Annotated in this window: 22 protein-coding genes; 3 read left to right on the forward strand and 19 right to left on the reverse strand. The window is 58.5% G+C overall.

The window, feature by feature from the left end:
- Positions 1–9 precede the first annotated feature (9 nt).
- The gene (locus tag AC2FH8_RS18460; RefSeq protein ID WP_142639996.1) at positions 10–1,449 is read right to left on the reverse strand and encodes an aldehyde dehydrogenase family protein; all 1,440 of its coding nucleotides are present in this window, start codon (positions 1,447–1,449) and stop codon (positions 10–12) included.
- A 207-nt stretch (positions 1,450–1,656) separates the two neighbouring features.
- Here AC2FH8_RS18460 and AC2FH8_RS18465 point away from each other — a divergent pair, with 207 nt between their 5' ends.
- Positions 1,657–2,307 carry a peroxiredoxin gene (locus AC2FH8_RS18465; protein WP_281996032.1) on the forward strand — a complete coding sequence of 217 codons (651 nt, stop codon included), beginning with the start codon at positions 1,657–1,659 and terminating at the stop codon, positions 2,305–2,307.
- 71 nt (positions 2,308–2,378) lie between these two features.
- Here AC2FH8_RS18465 and AC2FH8_RS18470 read toward each other — a convergent pair whose 3' ends face one another.
- The 14 genes from AC2FH8_RS18470 to rbfA all read right to left on the reverse strand — a co-directional run bounded on the left by AC2FH8_RS18470 (position 2,379) and on the right by rbfA (position 12,952).
- Positions 2,379–3,110 carry a glycosyltransferase family 25 protein gene (locus AC2FH8_RS18470; RefSeq protein ID WP_271952096.1) on the reverse strand — a complete coding sequence of 244 codons (732 nt, stop codon included), beginning with the start codon at positions 3,108–3,110 and terminating at the stop codon, positions 2,379–2,381.
- 48 nt (positions 3,111–3,158) lie between these two features.
- The gene (locus AC2FH8_RS18475; RefSeq protein WP_496690429.1) at positions 3,159–3,539 is read right to left on the reverse strand and encodes a helix-turn-helix transcriptional regulator; all 381 of its coding nucleotides are present in this window, start codon (positions 3,537–3,539) and stop codon (positions 3,159–3,161) included.
- Between the two features lie 99 nt (positions 3,540–3,638).
- Positions 3,639–3,911 (reverse strand): PepSY domain-containing protein, encoded by a 273-nt coding sequence (locus AC2FH8_RS18480; protein ID WP_142640003.1) that lies wholly within the window; start codon positions 3,909–3,911, stop codon positions 3,639–3,641.
- A gap of 173 nt (positions 3,912–4,084) precedes the next feature.
- On the reverse strand, positions 4,085–6,235 hold the full coding sequence (pnp, locus tag AC2FH8_RS18485; protein WP_281973783.1) for a polyribonucleotide nucleotidyltransferase: 2,151 nt from the start codon (positions 6,233–6,235) through the stop codon (positions 4,085–4,087).
- 236 nt (positions 6,236–6,471) lie between these two features.
- A complete protein-coding gene (locus tag AC2FH8_RS18490) occupies positions 6,472–6,840 on the reverse strand; it encodes a DUF1761 family protein (RefSeq protein ID WP_142640007.1) in 369 nt (122 codons plus the stop codon).
- Positions 6,837–7,259 (reverse strand): SRPBCC family protein, encoded by a 423-nt coding sequence (locus tag AC2FH8_RS18495; protein ID WP_281973782.1) that lies wholly within the window; start codon positions 7,257–7,259, stop codon positions 6,837–6,839. Before AC2FH8_RS18495 ends, AC2FH8_RS18490 begins: the two co-directional genes overlap by 4 nt.
- Positions 7,240–7,593 carry an ArsR/SmtB family transcription factor gene (locus AC2FH8_RS18500; RefSeq protein WP_142640011.1) on the reverse strand — a complete coding sequence of 118 codons (354 nt, stop codon included), beginning with the start codon at positions 7,591–7,593 and terminating at the stop codon, positions 7,240–7,242. Before AC2FH8_RS18500 ends, AC2FH8_RS18495 begins: the two co-directional genes overlap by 20 nt.
- A gap of 316 nt (positions 7,594–7,909) precedes the next feature.
- Positions 7,910–8,119: a hypothetical protein gene (locus AC2FH8_RS18505; protein ID WP_281996033.1), complete on the reverse strand. Its 210-nt coding sequence runs from the start codon at positions 8,117–8,119 to the stop codon at positions 7,910–7,912.
- Positions 8,120–8,808: 689 nt separating this feature from the next.
- The gene (rpsO, locus tag AC2FH8_RS18510; protein ID WP_142640015.1) at positions 8,809–9,078 is read right to left on the reverse strand and encodes a 30S ribosomal protein S15; all 270 of its coding nucleotides are present in this window, start codon (positions 9,076–9,078) and stop codon (positions 8,809–8,811) included.
- A 145-nt stretch (positions 9,079–9,223) separates the two neighbouring features.
- Positions 9,224–10,237 (reverse strand): calcium-binding protein, encoded by a 1,014-nt coding sequence (locus AC2FH8_RS18515; protein WP_496690431.1) that lies wholly within the window; start codon positions 10,235–10,237, stop codon positions 9,224–9,226.
- Positions 10,238–10,331: 94 nt separating this feature from the next.
- Entirely contained in the window at positions 10,332–10,835 is a 504-nt protein-coding gene (locus AC2FH8_RS18520; protein WP_142640019.1) for a DUF1643 domain-containing protein, read from the reverse strand.
- Positions 10,836–10,856: 21 nt separating this feature from the next.
- A complete protein-coding gene (gene truB / locus AC2FH8_RS18525; RefSeq protein WP_142640021.1) occupies positions 10,857–11,762 on the reverse strand; it encodes a tRNA pseudouridine(55) synthase TruB in 906 nt (301 codons plus the stop codon).
- 60 nt (positions 11,763–11,822) lie between these two features.
- Positions 11,823–12,560 carry a phosphodiester glycosidase family protein gene (locus AC2FH8_RS18530; RefSeq protein ID WP_496690433.1) on the reverse strand — a complete coding sequence of 246 codons (738 nt, stop codon included), beginning with the start codon at positions 12,558–12,560 and terminating at the stop codon, positions 11,823–11,825.
- Positions 12,557–12,952 carry a 30S ribosome-binding factor RbfA gene (rbfA, locus tag AC2FH8_RS18535; protein ID WP_142640024.1) on the reverse strand — a complete coding sequence of 132 codons (396 nt, stop codon included), beginning with the start codon at positions 12,950–12,952 and terminating at the stop codon, positions 12,557–12,559. The genes AC2FH8_RS18530 and rbfA overlap by 4 nt, the downstream gene beginning before the upstream one ends.
- A gap of 91 nt (positions 12,953–13,043) precedes the next feature.
- On the opposite strand from rbfA, the gene dapB reads away from it, so the two are divergent.
- Positions 13,044–13,853, forward strand: a complete 810-nt coding sequence (gene dapB, locus AC2FH8_RS18540; RefSeq protein ID WP_142640026.1) for a 4-hydroxy-tetrahydrodipicolinate reductase — start codon at positions 13,044–13,046, stop codon at positions 13,851–13,853.
- A gap of 25 nt (positions 13,854–13,878) precedes the next feature.
- On the opposite strand, the gene AC2FH8_RS18545 is transcribed toward dapB, so the two are convergent.
- Genes AC2FH8_RS18545 through tmpA form a run of 3 tightly spaced genes read right to left on the reverse strand, consistent with a single transcriptional unit; the run spans position 13,879 to position 16,267 of the window.
- Positions 13,879–14,547 carry an ureidoglycolate lyase gene (locus tag AC2FH8_RS18545; protein ID WP_281996035.1) on the reverse strand — a complete coding sequence of 223 codons (669 nt, stop codon included), beginning with the start codon at positions 14,545–14,547 and terminating at the stop codon, positions 13,879–13,881.
- On the reverse strand, positions 14,544–15,134 hold the full coding sequence (gene tmpB / locus AC2FH8_RS18550) for a (R)-1-hydroxy-2-trimethylaminoethylphosphonate oxygenase (protein ID WP_142640030.1): 591 nt from the start codon (positions 15,132–15,134) through the stop codon (positions 14,544–14,546). The genes AC2FH8_RS18545 and tmpB overlap by 4 nt, the downstream gene beginning before the upstream one ends.
- On the reverse strand, positions 15,131–16,267 hold the full coding sequence (gene tmpA / locus AC2FH8_RS18555; protein WP_496690434.1) for a 2-trimethylaminoethylphosphonate dioxygenase: 1,137 nt from the start codon (positions 16,265–16,267) through the stop codon (positions 15,131–15,133). Before tmpA ends, tmpB begins: the two co-directional genes overlap by 4 nt.
- A gap of 98 nt (positions 16,268–16,365) precedes the next feature.
- On the opposite strand from tmpA, the gene AC2FH8_RS18560 reads away from it, so the two are divergent.
- Positions 16,366–17,223: a LysR family transcriptional regulator gene (locus AC2FH8_RS18560; RefSeq protein ID WP_496690435.1), complete on the forward strand. Its 858-nt coding sequence runs from the start codon at positions 16,366–16,368 to the stop codon at positions 17,221–17,223.
- Here AC2FH8_RS18560 and AC2FH8_RS18565 read toward each other — a convergent pair whose 3' ends face one another.
- Positions 17,224–17,406, reverse strand: a complete 183-nt coding sequence (locus tag AC2FH8_RS18565) for a DUF1674 domain-containing protein (protein WP_142640036.1) — start codon at positions 17,404–17,406, stop codon at positions 17,224–17,226.
- Positions 17,407–17,469: the final 63 nt, after the last annotated feature.

Below are 17,469 nucleotides of genomic sequence, written 5' to 3' on the forward strand. Positions count from 1 at the left end.
GCAGGTGGGTTACTCGGCAGCCCAGCCGCCGACGGCCTTAACCTCAAGGAAATCCTCCAGCCCCCAGACGCCGCCTTCGCGCCCGTTGCCGGATTGTTTCATGCCGCCGAACGGGGAACCCGCGCTGCGGGATTTGCCATTCATCTCGACCATACCCGACCGCAGAGCGCGGGCCATGCGGTTGGCACGGACGTTATCCTGTGTCTGGACATAGTTGGTCAGCCCATAAGGTGTGTCATTGGCGATTTCGATGGCCTCTTCCTCAGTATCGAAGGGGATCATGGTCAGAACCGGTCCAAAGATCTCTTCGCGGGCGACGGTCATCTGGTTGTTGACGTCGGCAAAGACCGTGGGCCGCACGTAATAGCCCTTGTTCAGCCCTTCGGGCCTGCCAGTGCCACCAGCGACAAGGCGCGCGCCTTCGTCGATACCCTTTTGGATCAGGTCCTGAATCTTGCCCCATTGCAGCTCGTTCACAACCGGGCCGATATGGCGACCTTCTTCCATCGCCGGGCCAACGGTGACACCTTTGGCAACCTCAGCTGCGGTTTCCACCGCCGCGTCATAGATGGGACGCTGGACCAGCATCCGGCTAGGGGCGTTACAGCTTTGACCGGTGTTGTTCATCATGTGCAGCACGCCACGTTTGACGGCCTTTTCATCCGCATCGGCAAAGACCACATTTGCACCCTTGCCGCCCAGTTCCAAATGCACCTTCTTCAGTGTATCGGCTGCGGCTTTGGAAATCGCCGTGCCCGCGCGGGTGGATCCAGTAAAGCTGACCATATCCACATCGGGGTGCGTGGACAGCTGAGATCCGACGCCAACCCCGTCACCGTTGACAAGGTTGAAGACACCGGGCGGGAATCCGGCCTCATCCATCAGCTCAGCAAAGATCATCGCGTTCAGCGGGCTTTGCTCCGAGGGTTTCAGAACCATTGTGCAGCCCGCAATCGCAGCCGCACCGACCTTCAGCGTGACCTGGTTCATTGGCCAATTCCACGGTGTGATCAGGGCGGCGACACCGACGGCCTCATAGATGATCTGGTCGTTGGGAGCGTGATCGCCCAGCGGCCGCTCGAAAGGAAACGCTTTGGCGGCGCGGATGAAATTTGCCAGGTGCCAACTGCCTGCTCCGACTTGCTGGCTACGCGCCATGTCGATCGGGGCGCCCATCTCTAACGACATTGCCTGGGCAAGATCCTCGGACCGTTCGGCATAAAGCGCGATCAGCTTTTCGACCATCGCGATGCGGGTTTCCGCCGGGGTTTCCATCCAGCCGGGCAACGCCGCCTTGGCCGCTGCAACAGCCGCGTCCGTATCGGCCTGATCGCCCAGCGAAATCACGGCACATGGTTCTTCGGTCGAGGGGTTGATGACCTGAAAATCATGCGTAACCGATGGGGCAACCCACTGACCGTTGATGTAAAAATTGCGTTTCTCGATCATGGTGCATCCTCCTGACCATGCGACGGGGATTCTTGGTTCGGCGCCACTGTGTCAGGCCTTCAGGAAACCGGCAAGCGCGATTTGATCAAATGGAATTTTGAGGTCTGGCCTAGGGCTAAAGTGACTTGCTGACTGTTTAACATCGGCGCAAAGTGATTAGGTTCTGGACAACCGACTCGGTTTTGTAATTAGCAAAGGAGATGCTTCATGGGTTTGCGCATCAACGACACAGTCCCCAATTTCACTGCAGAAACGGATCAGGGCACCATTCAGTTCCACGACTGGATTGGGGATAGCTGGGCCATTCTGTTCTCGCACCCAAAGGATTTCACTCCTGTCTGCACCACCGAGTTTTCGGCCGTCGCGCAGCTAAGCGATGAGTGGGCCGCGCGCAACACCAAGGTCCTGGGCGTTTCGGTTGACGGCGTCGAAGACCACAAGAAGTGGAAAAAGGATATCGAGGCCTATGGCAACGCGCGTCCCGGTTTTCCAATCATTGCCGATGATGGTCTGGCCGTTTCAAAGGCCTTCGACATGCTGCCCGCCGAGGCCTATTTGCCGGACGGGCGTACCCCGGCCGACAGCGCGACCGTGCGGTCGGTTTTTATCATCGGGCCGGACAAGCAACTGAAGCTTTCGATGACCTATCCTATGACTGTGGGACGTAACTTTGCCGAGATTTTGCGTGCACTGGACGGGTTGCAGATGTCGTCGAAAGGCGTGGCTACCCCGGCGAACTGGGTGCCTGGCGAAGACGTAATCATTCCGCCTGCTGTCTCAAACGACGACGCCAAAGCAAAGTTTGGCGAGTTCGAGACCATCTTCCCCTATCTGCGCAAGACCAAGGCGCCGTCGTAAGACGACCAAGGTCAGGGGGGCTGTCTGCCCCCCATCGCGCCTCGCGGCGCGATTCCCCCCGGAAGGTATTTTCAGCCAGATGAAGCAGGCGGGCGCTGCGGGTGCAGGTGCAGCTTGGCGCGGTAGGCTGCGCGCTTGAACTCTCGGGTTAATTTGTCTGACAGGGGCGGTTTTGTCTGAATGGTCGAGCCGCCGATTTCCTGGGCCACTTCCTGATTTCCGCTGCCTTGCAAGGCGTGAACCGGCTGGTCTGTCAGCCAGTGCATCTGCAAGAAGGTATCGACAGGGCGGTCGATTTGGTCGGTGGTCGCCAAAAGGCGTTCGGCGGCGTTTTTCCCCACCATCTGACATACGCATTGCAGGCCGATCACCTTGGGTAGGATCAGCCGCAGGCCGTCTTGTTCTGCTAGGACCTGTGCCGGTACTTCGCGCTGTTTTACGGGGATGCGGATATAGTGATCGGGGGTGGCGATTGAGGCCAGCAACCCAAGCGCCTGTTCCATTCGCGCCCGATCTATGCGCAGGTCATCCTCGGAGATGATGGCCAGGTCGATATCGTCCTCGACCAGCTTGCGCCAGATGCGTCGATGGCTTTCGAACACGCCGATTTCTGCGGGTCGCAAGGGGAATGGGTAATGCGGGCGGTGCAGATTTCCGGAATGCAGTTCGACACCGGAAATCTGGTCAGGGTCGCGGCCATTTACGGCCTCAAACAGTTCAGCATTGGGCAGGGCCGCGCAGAGCTGATCAGCATTGGGACGGCGCGCGGTGCTCGAGGACATATGGATGACAAAGGATCGCATACCCCGTGCATAGAACACCGCGTCAGGCGGGGAAAGAGCAACCGTGGATCAAGCCTGGCCCTGGTCGGCGGGTTCTGACGACGAGGACGTGTTGACCAGGGGTTCGGACAAAAGCTCTTCGACAAAAAAGCTGAGCAGTTGGAGCCGCCCTGAGACACCCGCCTTGCGGTAAATCGCAGCGCTTTGTGCCTTGATAGTCCCTTCTTTCGTCTGTCTCAGCTCGGCGATTTCTGCGATCGACAAACCCTTGATGGACAATATTGCGACATCGCGTTCCGCATTGCTGAGCTGCCACTGCGTGAATTGATTTTCGATGACCTGCGAAAACGCGCCCTGCGCCACGCCCAGTTGACGCTGCATGTCCTGCACGCGCAAGCTCTGAGCCCGGATCAGGGTGATTGTCGCCACCAAACCAATCGAGCGCTGCATCGGTTAGGAAAAAGGTGGCGCAGACAGCCTGCACCACCAGAAGGAGCCAGAGTAAAGACGTCTGTGAAATCTTCATAGCGCTCCTTTAAGATTGTCTGGTCAGTCGTCGTCCTCTTCAAGCTCGATCGCGGTGACAACGCCATCGGTCTTGTTCAGGACCAGTTCAGTTTCCACGCCATCCTTGACGAGTTCAACCTCGATCTCGCCATCTTCGAATTCGATCTCTTCGATCTGGTATCCCTGCGCCTCGAGAGTGGTGCGGATATCGGTCTCGGTGGTGCCCAGCTTGTCCCCGACTGTCACGTTGGCAAAAGCCAGCACCGGGGCGGTCGCGATCAGTCCGGTCAGAGTCAGCATTTTGAAAGTCTCCATTTCGCATCTCCTAGATTTGTTGCGTCGATGTAGGAGACGTGGGTTCACCTGGCCGGTGGTGCGATTGGATTTCGGTTGAATTGGGCGGAATTGGTCCAAGGTTTATGCTGACAGAACAAAAAAAGACCCCGGACAAAGCCGGGGTCTTTCGAGAAATCAGAGGGGCGAGCAGATTATTCTGCGCCTTCCTCTTTCTTTTCTTTCTTCTCAGGTGCGATCTCTTCGCCGGTTTCCTGATCGACGATTTTCATCGACAGGCGCACCTTGCCGCGGTCGTCAAAGCCCAGCAGCTTGACCTTCACTTCCTGGCCTTCCTTCAGAACATCCGACGGATGGTTCAGGCGACGGTTTTCGATCTGGGACACATGGACCAGACCGTCGCGCTTGCCAAAGAAGTTCACGAAAGCACCAAAGTCGACGATCTTGACCACTTTACCGGTGTAGATCTGGCCTTCTTCGGGTTCGGCAACGATCGAATGGATCATCTCATAGGCCTTCTTGATCGATTCCCCATCGGGCGAGGCGATCTTGATCACGCCATCGTCGTTGATGTCGACCTTGGCACCCGAGACTTCGACGATTTCGCGGATGACTTTGCCGCCGGAACCGATCACTTCACGGATCTTGTCGGTGGGGATGTTCATGGTCTCGATGCGCGGTGCGTGGACCGAGAAATCATTGGTCTCGGACAGGGCTTTGCCCATCTCGCCCAGGATGTGCATCCGGCCGTCCTTGGCTTGCGCCAGGGCTTTCTCCATGATCTCGGGCGTGATACCCGCAACCTTGATGTCCATCTGCAGAGAGGTGATGCCGTTTTCGGTACCCGCAACCTTGAAGTCCATGTCGCCCAGGTGGTCTTCGTCACCCAGAATGTCCGACAGGATCGCGTAATCGCCGTCATCTTCCAGGATCAGACCCATGGCAACACCGGCAACCGGTGCTTTCAGCGGAACGCCCGCATCCATCATCGACAGCGAACCGCCGCAAACAGAAGCCATCGAGCTTGATCCGTTGGATTCGGTGATCTCGGACACGATGCGGATCGTGTAGGGGAAGTCGGTTGCCGCAGGCAGAACCGCCTGCAACGCGCGCCATGCCAGTTTGCCGTGACCAATCTCACGACGTCCCGGAGGGCCCACGCGACCCGCTTCACCAACCGAATAAGGAGGGAAGTTGTAATGCAGCAGGAAGTTCGATTTGAAGTTGCCGTGCAGGGCGTCGATGAACTGCTCATCATCACCGGTGCCCAGCGTGGTTACAGCCAGCGCCTGTGTTTCACCACGGGTGAACAGGGCCGAGCCGTGTGTCCGCGGCAGCATCGAGGTTTCTGCAACGATCGAACGGATATCGGTGGTCGAACGACCGTCGATCCGCTTGCCGCCTTTGACGACGTCGCCGCGCAGGATGCCTGCTTCCAGCTTTTTCATCGCCGAGCCAAGGTTCGCGTCTTCCAGCTGTTCCTCAGTCAGGGCTTCCTTGATCGCATCGCGGGCAGCGGAAACAGCGGCAGTGCGCTCTTGCTTGTCGGTGATTGCGAAGGCGGCGCGCATCTGCTCTTCACCTGCGGCCTTAACGGCAGCAGACAGCTCAGAATAATCGGGCGCTTGGAAATCAAACGGCTCTTTTGCCGCGTCTTCGGCCAGTGAAATGATCAGGTCGATCACCGGCTGAATCTGCTCATGTGCGAATTTGACCGCACCCAACATCTCGGCCTCGGACAGCTCGTAGGCTTCCGATTCAACCATCATCACGGCGTCTTTGGTGCCGGCAACAACCAGATCCAGACGCTGTTCAGGGTTCAGACGCAGGTCCTGCATGTCGTCCACAGTCGGGTTCAGAATGTATTCGCCATCCTCGAAACCAACGCGGCAACCAGCAATCGGGCCTCTGAACGGTGCGCCGGAAATGGTCAGCGCGGCAGAGGCTGCGATCATCGCCACCATGTCAGGGTCGTTGACCAGATCGTGGCTCAGCACGGTGCACATCACCAGAACTTCGTTTTTGAAGCCGTCAACAAACAGCGGGCGGATCGGCCGGTCGATCAGACGCGCGGTCAGCGTCTCTTTTTCAGTCGGGCGCGCCTCGCGCTTGAAAAAGCCACCCGGAACTTTACCGGCGGCATAATATTTCTCTTGGTAGTGGACGGTCAGCGGGAAAAAGTCCTGACCGGGTTTTTGCTTCCGCGCAAAGGTCACGTTTGCCATCACGCTGGTCTCGCCCAGCGTGGCAATCACACTGCCGTCCGCCTGACGGGCAACCTTGCCGGTTTCCAGTGTCAGCGTCTCTTCGCCCCACTGAATTGATTTCTTTGTTACATCAAACATTTGCGTATCCTAGAAGGGAGCACTCCCGCCCCTGCGGGTCTCCCGTTTGCGTGGCGGCCCCATTGCCGCCGACCCCACTTTATCTTCCATTCGAGTGCCGGGGTCAGAGCACAACGTCTCAGATGGACCGCCCATACAGCAGTTTGGGGGCTTTGGAAAGGCAGGAGTTCCGAGGAAGGGTAAGGGTATAAAGGGCGCATGCCCGATCCATCGAGGATCGGGCAGACGCGGCGATCCTACAGGATCGCGTGGGCCAGGATCATGACGATACCACAGCCCAGCGCATAGCCGGTGTCGACCGCAATGGCGAAGCCGCTTTTTTGCGCCCATGTCCCGACCGAGGCTGTCTGCGCCGCCACCGCAAGGATTGCAAGCAGGGCGACGCCCAGGCTATTGGTAGTCTCGGTCACCGCGATTACCGCAGCCAGCAGGATCAGGAACACGATCTGTGTGGCCATCGCGCCCAGTGGCGGGGTTTCGGGCGGCGTCGGGTCGATGCGGGTGCCTTCTGCCCAGCGTTTCTGAAAGCCCATAGGGCCGTAGACCAGCCAGCCCAACAAAAAGGCAGCGACCACCCCTGCACCGAGAGCCAGCCAGTTGATCATAGTGCCGTCTCCAGCGCCGCAAGGATAGCGGTCCAGCCGCCCTCGTGATTGTCCCGGCTTTCCTGCGAGGGAAAGCGGATGTGGTGCAGCCGCAGCTCGGTGCCCTTTTCGGTGGGTGTGAAATCCAGTGTGACCGTGGAATCGTCTTGGCTGTAGGGCGAATTCCAGGTGAATTGCAGACGGTTGGGGCGGTCGATGACCTTGTATTCGCCCTCATGCGGCAGATCGCCAGCCTCGGGCGCGCGCATGATGATTTTGAACCTGCCGCCGACCTTGGCGTCGGAATGCGCTTCGGGCACGGTCATGCCCGGTGCCGGCAGCATGAATTTTGCCAGCATCTCGGGGTTGAGCCAGGCATCAAACACCTTTTCGGGTGGATGTGGAATGGCGCGCGTTATTTCAAGTGACAGGTCCGTCATCTTCTGGGTCCTCCAAAGCAGTTTCCAAGGCGTCCAGCCGAAGCGCCCAAATCGAACGCAACCCGGCAAACCAAGAATCAACGGCTGATAAAGGAGCCATCTGAACCTCGATCAGATGTTCGCGCCATTCGGTCCGGCGCTGCACCAGCTCGGCGTTTTCCAGCACCTTGATGTGCTTGGAGACCGAGTTGAGGCTCATATCGAATTGCCGCGCAATGTCCGTCACCCGCAATGGTCCCTGCTGCGCAAGCATCGTTAGAATAGCGCGGCGGGTCGGGTCGGACGCGGCCTTCAATATTGCATTGAGGTCATATCGACTCTCTCGTTCAACCATTTGGATGAATTACAACCTTATTCTGCTTCAGTCAACCATTTGGGTGAATAACATGTTGAAACCCTGATTGACCAGTCGCCAAATGCACCCTGTTGGATAAGGGTTTGGCCCTGATCGGTGCAGATGTGTCCGAATACAGTCTGAGTCAGGTAAAATTTGGGGAGGACATGTGTGGCAAACGATTTTGGTGGAGCTACTGACTACAGGTGAGATCGGACCGTATTGGCCCCGTCTCCAGCTTAAAGAAGATGATCCATTCTATTATGATCGTGCAGAAAGCGGATTTCATATATCCGGGATCAAAGCGGGTCTGGGCCTATTGCAACGAATCTTCTTTGCTACGCGGTTGGGGAGACCCCAATTCTTCTTCTTTCAATATGCCGCGGAGGATTGCGGCAGTTTCCACCTCGGACATTTTTTTTACGATGCCATCTGTGCCAGAGACTGTTGTTGACTTTTTTTCTGATTTAGGAGCCTGGGAAAGGTTAGCTGCAAAAACGCGGTTCAAAACTGATTTTAGAGGCATTGTTAAACTCCAGTAAAATAGTCGTCGGACACTGTCGCTGCGGGCCAGTCCGAACCACGAGGGTGGGAGGGCTCAAAGACCGTTTGCCGTGAGTGTGTACCCGCAGCGACAGGCGGCATTTAGGAACCGACCGATCCTGTGCAAAGGGGGAAGATATTGGCCTTTCGCGTCATTTTTTGACTCTCTGATAAAAAAACACGACGTTGCTTACGTTTACGTCAACTTTCTAAACCAGCGCTCAGAATCTGCGACGCAACGTCACAATTTGACACCTGTTCATCACGGGCAAATTCAACGGTCCTGAAGGCAAAAAAGCGGCCGTCTTTAGGGGCGATTCTATCGTGCAAGCAGGCGGAACCGTGGCTCCCAATAAAAACGGGCGCGCCCATTGTGGGCGCGCCTTGAAAAGGGAGGACTATGAAAAACCTAACGCTCGAAAAAAAATAAGCGCCTACTCACTACAGTTCCTAGACTGCAGCGATTTGAGCAGCTTGTCGGTGAAGTGGATCACACGGCGCGAAAAAAGTTTCCATCGTCCTAGATGTTGTCGTGATCGGTCATCGAGAAGGCAGCGAAAGGCTTTGCTTCAAGGTCGGAGAGAACCCCAAAACCAAATACGCCCGCCGAATGGCGAGCGTATCATGATCTATAGGCTTTTCAGCGTCTGTATCAAAAACAGCAGCGCGCGCTTAGCGGCGGATGCCCAGCTTTTTGATCAGGTCCTGGTACCGTGCTTCTTCTTTGCCTTTCAGATAGTCCAGCAGCTTACGGCGCTGGGCAACCATCTTCAGAAGACCACGGCGACCGTGGTTGTCTTTCTTGTGGGTCTTGAAGTGCTCGGTCAGGGTGGTGATACGCGAGGTCAGGATGGCAACCTGGACTTCTGGCGAACCGGTATCGCCGTCCTTGGTTGCGAATTCTTTCATGACGCGATCTTTTTCAGCGGCAGTAATCGACATCGGGGTCTCCTTTGAAAAGGTTAGGGTTGATGGCACAGGCCGGGATGTCGTCCAGCGCAGGCCCATGGAGAAAACCGCATCGATTCCGACACGGATGCGCGCGTATAGGCGCATTTGCGGTCAATGGCAAAGGGATTCTGGAAATTCAGCCCAGCGCGCAGAGCTGCGCCAGATCGCCTGAGGATATCAGTTGAATGTCATCGGCGCTGACTCCGTCTGCCCCGATCAGCTGCACCACGTTCTGCCCGTCGACAATTACATGGGTCAGGTTCTCGTCTTCGGTGTCTGTCTTGATCTGAATGTCCGGGTTTTCCTGACCTTCCCATGAGATCAGCAGCTTGTCTTGACCGGGCTGAAAATCCATGACGGTGACGGCGTCATCATCCGATTCGGGCGAAACCACGATGTCATCGTCACCTTCGCCCCCGGTTACGATATCACCGCCTTCGGCAAGGATCGTATCATCCCCGGCGCCACCGTTCAGGAAATCCAGCGCGTTGGTGTCCTCTCCATCCTGACCGTCCAGAATATCGTCGCCATCACCGCCGAACAGCACGTCCTCGCCTTCGCCACCGCTCAACCGGTCATCACCAAACCCGCCATGCAGTGCGTCATCGCCCTCACCGCCGATCAGAATGTCGTCATCCTGCCCGCCATACAGCTCATCCTCGCCCATCCCGCCGTCCAGGTGATCTGCGCCGAAATGCCCGTAAAGTGCATCATCCCCCTCATCGCCCGAGATTTGATCGTCGCCCGCCTCTCCGTGAAGGACATCCTGGCCAGCGCCGCCAAAGATCGTATCAGCGCCTCCTCCCCCATGCAGGGTGTCATCGCCTTCGCCACCATAAATCGTGTCATCCCCCGCATATCCATTGATCTGATCGTCGCCGTCCTGGCCGGTCAGGATGTCCAGATCCTCGGTACCAGCGATGATCATGTCGCCCTCGATTTCGGATATGATCGTCCCGGTCGAAATCTCGGGCGCTTCGGGTTCCTCGACATTCTCACCGACGTCAAGGAATTCGCCGGTTTCGACCGCAGGAGGCTGGTCGTCGACGACATCGTCCTCACCGGGATCTTCATCTATGTCAAAGACATCGCCGATGGCATAGGCCACCCCGCCGACAGCCGCCAGACTAAGCAATCCGATCAGAAACATGACAACCTCCTTGAACGCATTGCTTCGAGGGTGAAATGTCCCATGCGATCAGGGCTTTGGTCAAAGCCTAGCTGAGCTTGTGGTTAACCCTTTGTCACCAGGGTTCGGGGTTTTGCGTGTAAGCGATATAGAGCGGATGCTTGGGGTGGCCGTCCTTGGTAAGCCCAAGGTGGTACATCGGCTGACCGGTGCCGCGCAGCAGGGTTTCGACGGTGGTGCCTCGATCCAAATGCGCGCCATGGGTGCCCCAGGCAGCGATGACCTGATCGGCCCAGTCCACGCCATTCAGAATGGCCATGTCATTCTCTGGCCCCACCGGATCGGCAGCGGCCCGCATTTTGCGTGGATCAGTATCGCGCCATGCAAAGATATTGGTGACCTGAAATGCGCCGAACCCCAGCGCGCGCGCCCGGCGTTCGCAGCGTTCAACCGTGGGATCGTTCTGCACCTCGGTCGCGGTGGACGGGTTCAGCATCACAAACAGCGCCTTGCGCCCGGTCGGATCCCAGATGCGCGTCAGGCTATAGCGGTATCTCTCGCAATCTGAATAAACAGCGGTCGAGGGCGCGTCGCCCTTGGTATGTGTGCGCGTGATCATGGGTTTCGACTAGCACGCAGATTACGTGACGAACACCCGGCTGGGATGCAATTCGCCGGATTTATAGATGCCGACCGCCACCGCCTGACCATCCAGCGAGGCCCAGGCCTCATCCCCGTATTCCACATCGGACGCCAGAACCATACCAGGGTTGCCGTTACGCAGACGGGTCGCACCTTCGGGGGTGCATTTCAGTTCGGGCAGGTCCGATAGGCCAGTTTCCAGCGGGTGCAGGAAATCATCCAGCGCGGTGGTTTTGGCCATCTCGTCGATCTGTTCAATGCTCAGCCCGTCTTTGGTCTCGAATGGGCCGGACCAGATACGGCGCAGCTCGCGGACATGGCCGTAGCACCCCAGCGCGGCCCCCAGATCGCGGGCGATCGATCGGACATAACCACCCTTGCCGCAAGTCATTTCCAGCATGACGTGGTCGTCGTCGGGGCGGTCGACTAGAACCAGCTCTTCGACCCACAGAGGGCGCGCAGCCAGTTCCACATCCTCGCCATCGCGGGCCAGCTTATAGGCACGCTGCCCGTCGATCTTCACCGCCGAGAATTTCGGCGGGACTTGCATGATTTCACCGATAAAGGGGGCGAGGGCGTCTTTGATATCCTCATCCGAAGGGCGCGCATCGCTGCTTGCGATTACCTCGCCCTCGGCGTCATCGGTATTGGTGGCCTGACCCAGTCGCACGGTGAAGGTATAGGCCTTGAGTGCGTCGGTGATATAGGGAACGGTCTTGGTTGCCTCACCCAAAGCCACGGCCAGAACTCCGGTAGCCTCGGGGTCCAGCGTGCCCGCATGGCCCGCTTTTTTAGCGTCCATCGCCCAACGCACCTTGTTGACCACGGCGGTCGAGGTCATGCCTGCGGGCTTGTCCACCACCAGCCAACCGGAAATGTCGCGACCCTTGCGTTTGCGTCCCATTGTGCACCTTGTTCTATGCCGAGGCGCGCGAGTTAGCGGATCGGTCTGGCCCTGTCAATTTCAGGGCGTGTCTTCAACCACACCGACAATCGGCCCCAGCGAGAACCCGACATCGGATCGGCTGTTCGCTCGGTCATACATGCGAGAGATATTGCCGTCGAAGAACAGCGCATTCGGCGTTTCCAGCACATCGCGGAACAGGCTGCCGAATTGGTGGAAGGTTACGTAATCTTCGGAAATGGCAAACACCGCGCGGGTGCCATCATCGCTGGTGCCCACGCCATTGCGGACGTAAACCGACGTCGAATCAGGCAGGAACCTTGGGTGCAGCTCTCCGTCGATGACAAGCATCGGGCCGGATTGGCTGGCAAAGCGGCAATCCGGGGCTTGATCTATAAAGTCCAGCGTCTCGAACACGTCGGCGCGGCCCTCGCGGATGCAGAACACCCCGTTGGGCAGAAGGCCGAAGTTTCCGGGACCGGGGTTCGGGATCACACGCATCTGCTCCTGCCCGTCTTCGACATAATGGCCAACGGGAGAGCGGTCGTCGTGATACATGCCTGCGTTCATCGCAAAGGCCAGACGCTTGCCAACGGGCTCCAGCGCCTCATTCACCGCCGAGAAATGCCCTAGCAGGTCGCCATTCTCGTCATTGAGGAACAAGCGCATGTCCTCATTCGCGGCATCCACCTCGCAGACAGTGTAGCGTTTGTCACTATGCGTGACCTTTTCGCATGTCACTGCCCCGGCTTGCGCCGCCCACAGGAAAGCGCCCAAAGTGACAAATGTCCGGATCACTCGTCTAGATCGCGGCGCACCGCGTCCTGATCGAACATGCGGCGGGTGTCATCCAAACGGTCGAATGTGTCATCCAGCCGGAACCGCAGATCGGGGGAGAATTTCAGCCCGACCTTTTTACCAACCATGCGCCGCAGCTCGTGTTTGTTGCGGGCCAGCAGTTCGATTACATCCTCCTGCCCTTTGCCGCCCAGGGGCAGCACAAAGGCGGTGGCGATCTTCAGATCGGGCGAGGTGCGCACCTCACCCACAGTGATTGACATGCGATTCAGGTCGGGATCGTGGACATCTCCGCGCGCCAGAACCTCGGACAGGGTGCGGCGGATCAGTTCGCCGACACGCAGCTGTCGTTGGGACGGGCCGGGGCCATCGTGGAATTTGTTCTTAGCCATATCCCCGATCTAAGCGCAAAGCGGGGCTTTGCCAAGCGGGTGCGAACCGGGTAGGAGGCATTGAGCCAATCAATGCAAAAGGACCAGCGCAATGACCCATATTCCGGGGATCGTCATCACAGGGGCTTCGGGCCGTATGGGTCAGATGTTGATCAGGACCGTGACCGACAGTGATCAGGCCCGTCTGGTCGGCGTGGTCGAGCGCACGGGTCATGATTGGGTTGGGCAGGATGTGGGCGTGGCCATGGGCGGTGCAGCGCTGGGCGTCACGGTGACCGACGATCCGCTGGAGGCCTTTGCCCAGGCGCAGGCCGTGATTGATTTCACCGCACCCGAGGCGACGCTGGAATTCGCCGCGTTGGCGGCGCAGGCGCGCTGTGTGCATGTGATCGGCACTACCGGGATGAGTGACGAGCAGATTGCCGCTCTGGAGCCGGCCTCACGTCATGCGGTGATCGTGCGGGCGGGAAATATGAGCCTGGGTGTGAACCTGCTGGTACAGCTGACCAAAAAGGTCGCTGCCGCGTTGGATGAAGATTTCGATATTGAGGTGATCGAAGGGCATCACCACCACAAGGTCGATGCGCCCTCGGGCACCGCGCTGATGCTGGGCGAGGCTGCTGCAGAAGGGCGTGGTGTAGATCTGGCTGAGGTGTCCGATCGGGGCCGCGATGGTATGACCGGCGCGCGCAAACGGGGCGATATCGGGTTCCATGCCATTCGCGGCGGCGACATCGTGGGTGAGCATGACGTGCTATTCGCGGCACCGGGCGAACGCATCGTGCTGCGCCACCTGGCCACTGACCGCGCCATTTTCGCGCGCGGCGCCCTGAAAGCCGCACTTTGGGGGCAGGGTAAAGCGCCTGGCCAATATGACATGGTGGACGTTCTGGGGCTTTGACACCGCCCGGGAGCCGACAGACCGACTACAACTCTCGGATCTTATCTGCGCGCAAAGGGCAGGCGAGATAGACGCCGAATTCTTTGCCGATATCCGCACTGACCCGCGCGTGAACCTTGCCCTGCCGATCCAGAAAACGCTGATTGTCCTCGACCGGGAATATCCCCTCGTGCCAGATGCCAGGATGGATATACAGCCCGCGTGACCCATCACACCAGAAGGCCACCACCTTTTCCGGTGTCAGATTGTCGCCCGGCAATGCGGCAGGGATGATGAAAGGCTTGTTGTCGATCGGCCAGAACATCTGTCCGCCATCGGGGTGATAGTTCATGTGCCAAAGCAGAACCTGATCGCGCGGAGCAGTTTGCCGGTTGGCGTTGGCCTGTTGCGGATCAGTGGACCAGCCGAGGACATAGTGGCCGTTGACCGCTTCGTTCTCGCCGTAAAGGACGTCCCCTTTCCACTCACCATGAAATGTGCCTTCGACCCAACCGGCTTCATCGCCGGTGCCTTCGTCGATGGGCCGCCAGCCTTGCTGTGGCCAACGGACGATTTCAATTTCGAATTCTTCGGGGTCGTCGACCAGACAGCCATAGCCCTTGACCGACTTGTCTGTAGCACGGATCAAGGGGACCTCGTGCCAAGGCAGGGATGGTTTGGTGTTGGCCTCAAAAATGTATTCTGGGGCGTTCATGTGAGCTCCTGATATTTTTCGACCATTCGCTGCACCATCGGCGCAAAATGGTTGAAATCGGGGGTTTCCATGTCTGCACGTTTACCTGCTTCGTCCAGATAACGCACCTGAATGATCTCTTTCAGGTTCGGGTTCTGCTCGAATTCGGCAACTTCTCTGGCACTCATCGGCCCGCCTTGCAGTTCCAGTGTATGAACCGAAGCCGTGGACAGGCGGTTGAAATATTCGGGCTTGGTAGCGCAAAGATACCGTTTGGCCGCCACGTGATAGCGGCAGCAATCGGTGATAACAGACGGAAAGAACTGTTCCAGCACCTCGGCGCCTGCATCTTCGTGATGGCGGTCTTCGGTGTCGTCGGGGTGGTACGTGCCGAATTCGGATGTGAAATGACCGATATCGTGCAGCAATGCCCCTACGATGATCTCTTCGGGCATGCCGTTCTGTTCGGCAATGGTCGCGCCCTGCAGCATGTGTTCTGCCATGGTGACGGGTTCGCCCAGATATTCCTCGCCTCCGCGGCGGTCAAAGATATCCCCGATGAAGGCCACGATATTGTCGGGGGTCAGGGTCGAGAAATCAGGTTTCATTCCGCCGCCTCCAGTGTCGCCAGTTCCATCGCCGCCAGCGTTGACAGTAAGCCGTCCTTGTCGGCATAGCAGCCTTGCAACCACCGCGACCCGGCGCCGGAATAGCCCAGACGCGCGTGCAGGACGCGGGTGTTGTCAACGATGAAGCTTTCGCCCGGCTCCAGCTTGAACGACACGCTCATGGCCGGATCGTCGATTATCTCACCCAACTGGCGATAGGCGGCGTAATAGGCCTCCATCAGATCGAAGGGGATGTCCACAAACGGAGCCGACGAGCGGTTGTTAAAGCGGATACCGATCAACTCGCCGTCGGGCGATAGCTCAATCATTGGGCGGCGCGACCGCAGGCAGACCCCGTCCGAGCCCTTGTATTCGAACCGCGCCGGGAAACCTGCCAACAGGGCAAATCCATCGGGGTCCTGATCGCGCAGTTTTTCCGCCGCCCGGAACCCGTCCACAACAATGGAATCGCCACCCTCGGCGCTGTTTTCTAGGCAGTACAGGATCTGCAATGTCGGTACCGGGTCGCGATAGGGGTTGTCCGTGTGCGCCTGAAGGCCAAGCCCTGTAAAGGCCAGGTTGGTCGGGTTCACTTCGGTTCGAACCTCGAAATAGGGGCCATAGTTGGTCTGACGGACGTATCCGAACAGATCAGCCACCTTCAACAGGGATTCCGGTTCGGTCGGGCCACTGGTCAGTTTGGCAAACCCGTATTCGGCGACCATTGCCAGCCAGCCGCGCTTGGCTGCGGGGTTGGCGTGGACGTCGCTCCAGTCGGCGCTGGGCGCGTCGAGCCCTTGCTCCCAGGTGGTGATCCCGGGCGCGGTGCGGCCAAAGGTGCGGCTGTCCTCTTGGTCATAGCTATGCGCAGCCAGCCAATCGGCGGGGAAAGTGACAGTCTTGTTTTCGGGTTGAAATGTGACAGTGAGGTCGCCGTTGGCCACTGAGGCAGCGCTGACCATGGTATCGGCGGGGATATCGCCAATGGTGATCAGGCGCTGTCCGTTGCCCGGTGCCCGTGTGTCAGGATCAAGCGCGTTGTCGCGTAGCCAGATGGCGTGAAAGCGGGCACTTGGGCCTGTATCGAATTCCACGGTGACGATTGACGTAGTATGGGTGGCAGAGCGCAGCATGGGGTTTCTCCTGTTCGCGCGGGCTTTGCTTGAGGATATACGCCCCCTGTGGCATTACGACAATTAATCCTTGTTGCTGCTGAGGCCTGGAAAAACTTATGGATAAAAAGAAGATCGGCTTGCCCCCTCTGGACTGGTTGCGCGTATTCGAAGCGGCGGGGCGGTTGGGTGGATTCTCGGCAGCGGCGCGCGAGTTCGGTCTAACGCAGGCTGCCGTCAGTCAGCGCATCGGCAACCTTGAGGCCTGGTTGGGCCGCACGCTGTTTGTGCGCGAGGCGCGCGGTGTATCGCTGACCGTCGAGGGCGAAAGCTATCTGCCGCTGGTTCAGGACAGCTTGCAGGCGCTCGAGCGCAATACCGAAGACCTTTTCGGAAAATCCCCGCGCGAATTGCGGGTGGCTGGCCTGTCTTCCCATATTAAGGCCCTCGTCATACCCGCTCTTGCACGTTTTCACGACCTGCGCCCCAAAGTGCGGGTGCTGACAGATTCCGTGGCGCGACGGTCTTCGCTGGATGAAGAGAGGACTTGGCTTCAAATCCGCTATGGGCGTGGGGCGTGGCCCGGGCGAGATGCCGAACTGATTGCCGCCGAAGTGCTGGTGCCGATGGCAGCGCCGGGTGTGGATTGGTCCGCGCCCTTGATTGATCTGCGCGGTGAAAGGCCCGGCTGGCGTGATTGGGCGAAAAACACCACTCAGACCGACCTGCCAACCTCGAAAATGAGCTTCGATTCGATGGAACATGCGATTTCGGCGGCTCGGCAGGGTTTGGGCGTTGTGTTGGGATCCATGCCCTTGGCGCAATCGGACTTGCGAGCGGGGCGGTTGCGTCGACTGGATTTGCCCGAATTGAACGCAAAAGATGGCTATTGGCTGACCTGGCCCGAAGAGCGTGCGAAATCCAATAAGCAACGGGCGCTCATCGCGGATTTTCTGCAGGCCCTGCGCGGGGATTGATCAGAAATCTATCGCGATGCCTTTCTTTTCCCAATCGCCATAACGTGCAGGATCGGGGCCGTCGCGTCCGCCCAGCTCTTTGGGTCGCGCTTTTGCGTCGGCTTCGGCCTTGCGACGGCGGTCCTCCGCCTCGGCCAGCGCGCGTTGTGCGGCAGGCGGCAGGTCTTTGGGCTCGTCACTCATGACATCGGGTTCCTTTCAGTGCATTGGCTTGATATACGCCCCCGTCCGCCCTTGGCAATGCGG

The sequence above is a fragment of the Ruegeria sp. CDSC025 genome, assembly GCF_059610805.1.

Bases quoted from the DNA above. Each gene is read 5' to 3' on its own strand.
- AC2FH8_RS18460 (WP_142639996.1), bottom strand. From the start codon at position 1,449: ATGATCGAGAAACGCAATTTTTACATCAACGGTCAGTGGGTTGCCCCA.
- AC2FH8_RS18465 (WP_281996032.1), top strand. From the start codon at position 1,657: ATGGGTTTGCGCATCAACGACACAGTCCCCAATTTCACTGCAGAAACG.
- AC2FH8_RS18470 (WP_271952096.1), bottom strand. From the start codon at position 3,110: ATGCGATCCTTTGTCATCCATATGTCCTCGAGCACCGCGCGCCGTCCC.
- AC2FH8_RS18475 (WP_496690429.1), bottom strand. From the start codon at position 3,539: ATGCAGCGCTCGATTGGTTTGGTGGCGACAATCACCCTGATCCGGGCT.
- AC2FH8_RS18480 (WP_142640003.1), bottom strand. From the start codon at position 3,911: ATGGAGACTTTCAAAATGCTGACTCTGACCGGACTGATCGCGACCGCC.
- pnp (WP_281973783.1), bottom strand. From the start codon at position 6,235: ATGTTTGATGTAACAAAGAAATCAATTCAGTGGGGCGAAGAGACGCTG.
- AC2FH8_RS18490 (WP_142640007.1), bottom strand. From the start codon at position 6,840: ATGATCAACTGGCTGGCTCTCGGTGCAGGGGTGGTCGCTGCCTTTTTG.
- AC2FH8_RS18495 (WP_281973782.1), bottom strand. From the start codon at position 7,259: ATGACGGACCTGTCACTTGAAATAACGCGCGCCATTCCACATCCACCC.
- AC2FH8_RS18500 (WP_142640011.1), bottom strand. From the start codon at position 7,593: ATGGTTGAACGAGAGAGTCGATATGACCTCAATGCAATATTGAAGGCC.
- AC2FH8_RS18505 (WP_281996033.1), bottom strand. From the start codon at position 8,119: ATGCCTCTAAAATCAGTTTTGAACCGCGTTTTTGCAGCTAACCTTTCC.
- rpsO (WP_142640015.1), bottom strand. From the start codon at position 9,078: ATGTCGATTACTGCCGCTGAAAAAGATCGCGTCATGAAAGAATTCGCA.
- AC2FH8_RS18515 (WP_496690431.1), bottom strand. From the start codon at position 10,237: ATGTTTCTGATCGGATTGCTTAGTCTGGCGGCTGTCGGCGGGGTGGCC.
- AC2FH8_RS18520 (WP_142640019.1), bottom strand. From the start codon at position 10,835: ATGATCACGCGCACACATACCAAGGGCGACGCGCCCTCGACCGCTGTT.
- truB (WP_142640021.1), bottom strand. From the start codon at position 11,762: ATGGGACGCAAACGCAAGGGTCGCGACATTTCCGGTTGGCTGGTGGTG.
- rbfA (WP_142640024.1), bottom strand. From the start codon at position 12,952: ATGGCTAAGAACAAATTCCACGATGGCCCCGGCCCGTCCCAACGACAG.
- dapB (WP_142640026.1), top strand. From the start codon at position 13,044: ATGACCCATATTCCGGGGATCGTCATCACAGGGGCTTCGGGCCGTATG.
- AC2FH8_RS18545 (WP_281996035.1), bottom strand. From the start codon at position 14,547: ATGAACGCCCCAGAATACATTTTTGAGGCCAACACCAAACCATCCCTG.
- tmpB (WP_142640030.1), bottom strand. From the start codon at position 15,134: ATGAAACCTGATTTCTCGACCCTGACCCCCGACAATATCGTGGCCTTC.
- tmpA (WP_496690434.1), bottom strand. From the start codon at position 16,267: ATGCTGCGCTCTGCCACCCATACTACGTCAATCGTCACCGTGGAATTC.
- AC2FH8_RS18560 (WP_496690435.1), top strand. From the start codon at position 16,366: ATGGATAAAAAGAAGATCGGCTTGCCCCCTCTGGACTGGTTGCGCGTA.
- AC2FH8_RS18565 (WP_142640036.1), bottom strand. From the start codon at position 17,406: ATGAGTGACGAGCCCAAAGACCTGCCGCCTGCCGCACAACGCGCGCTG.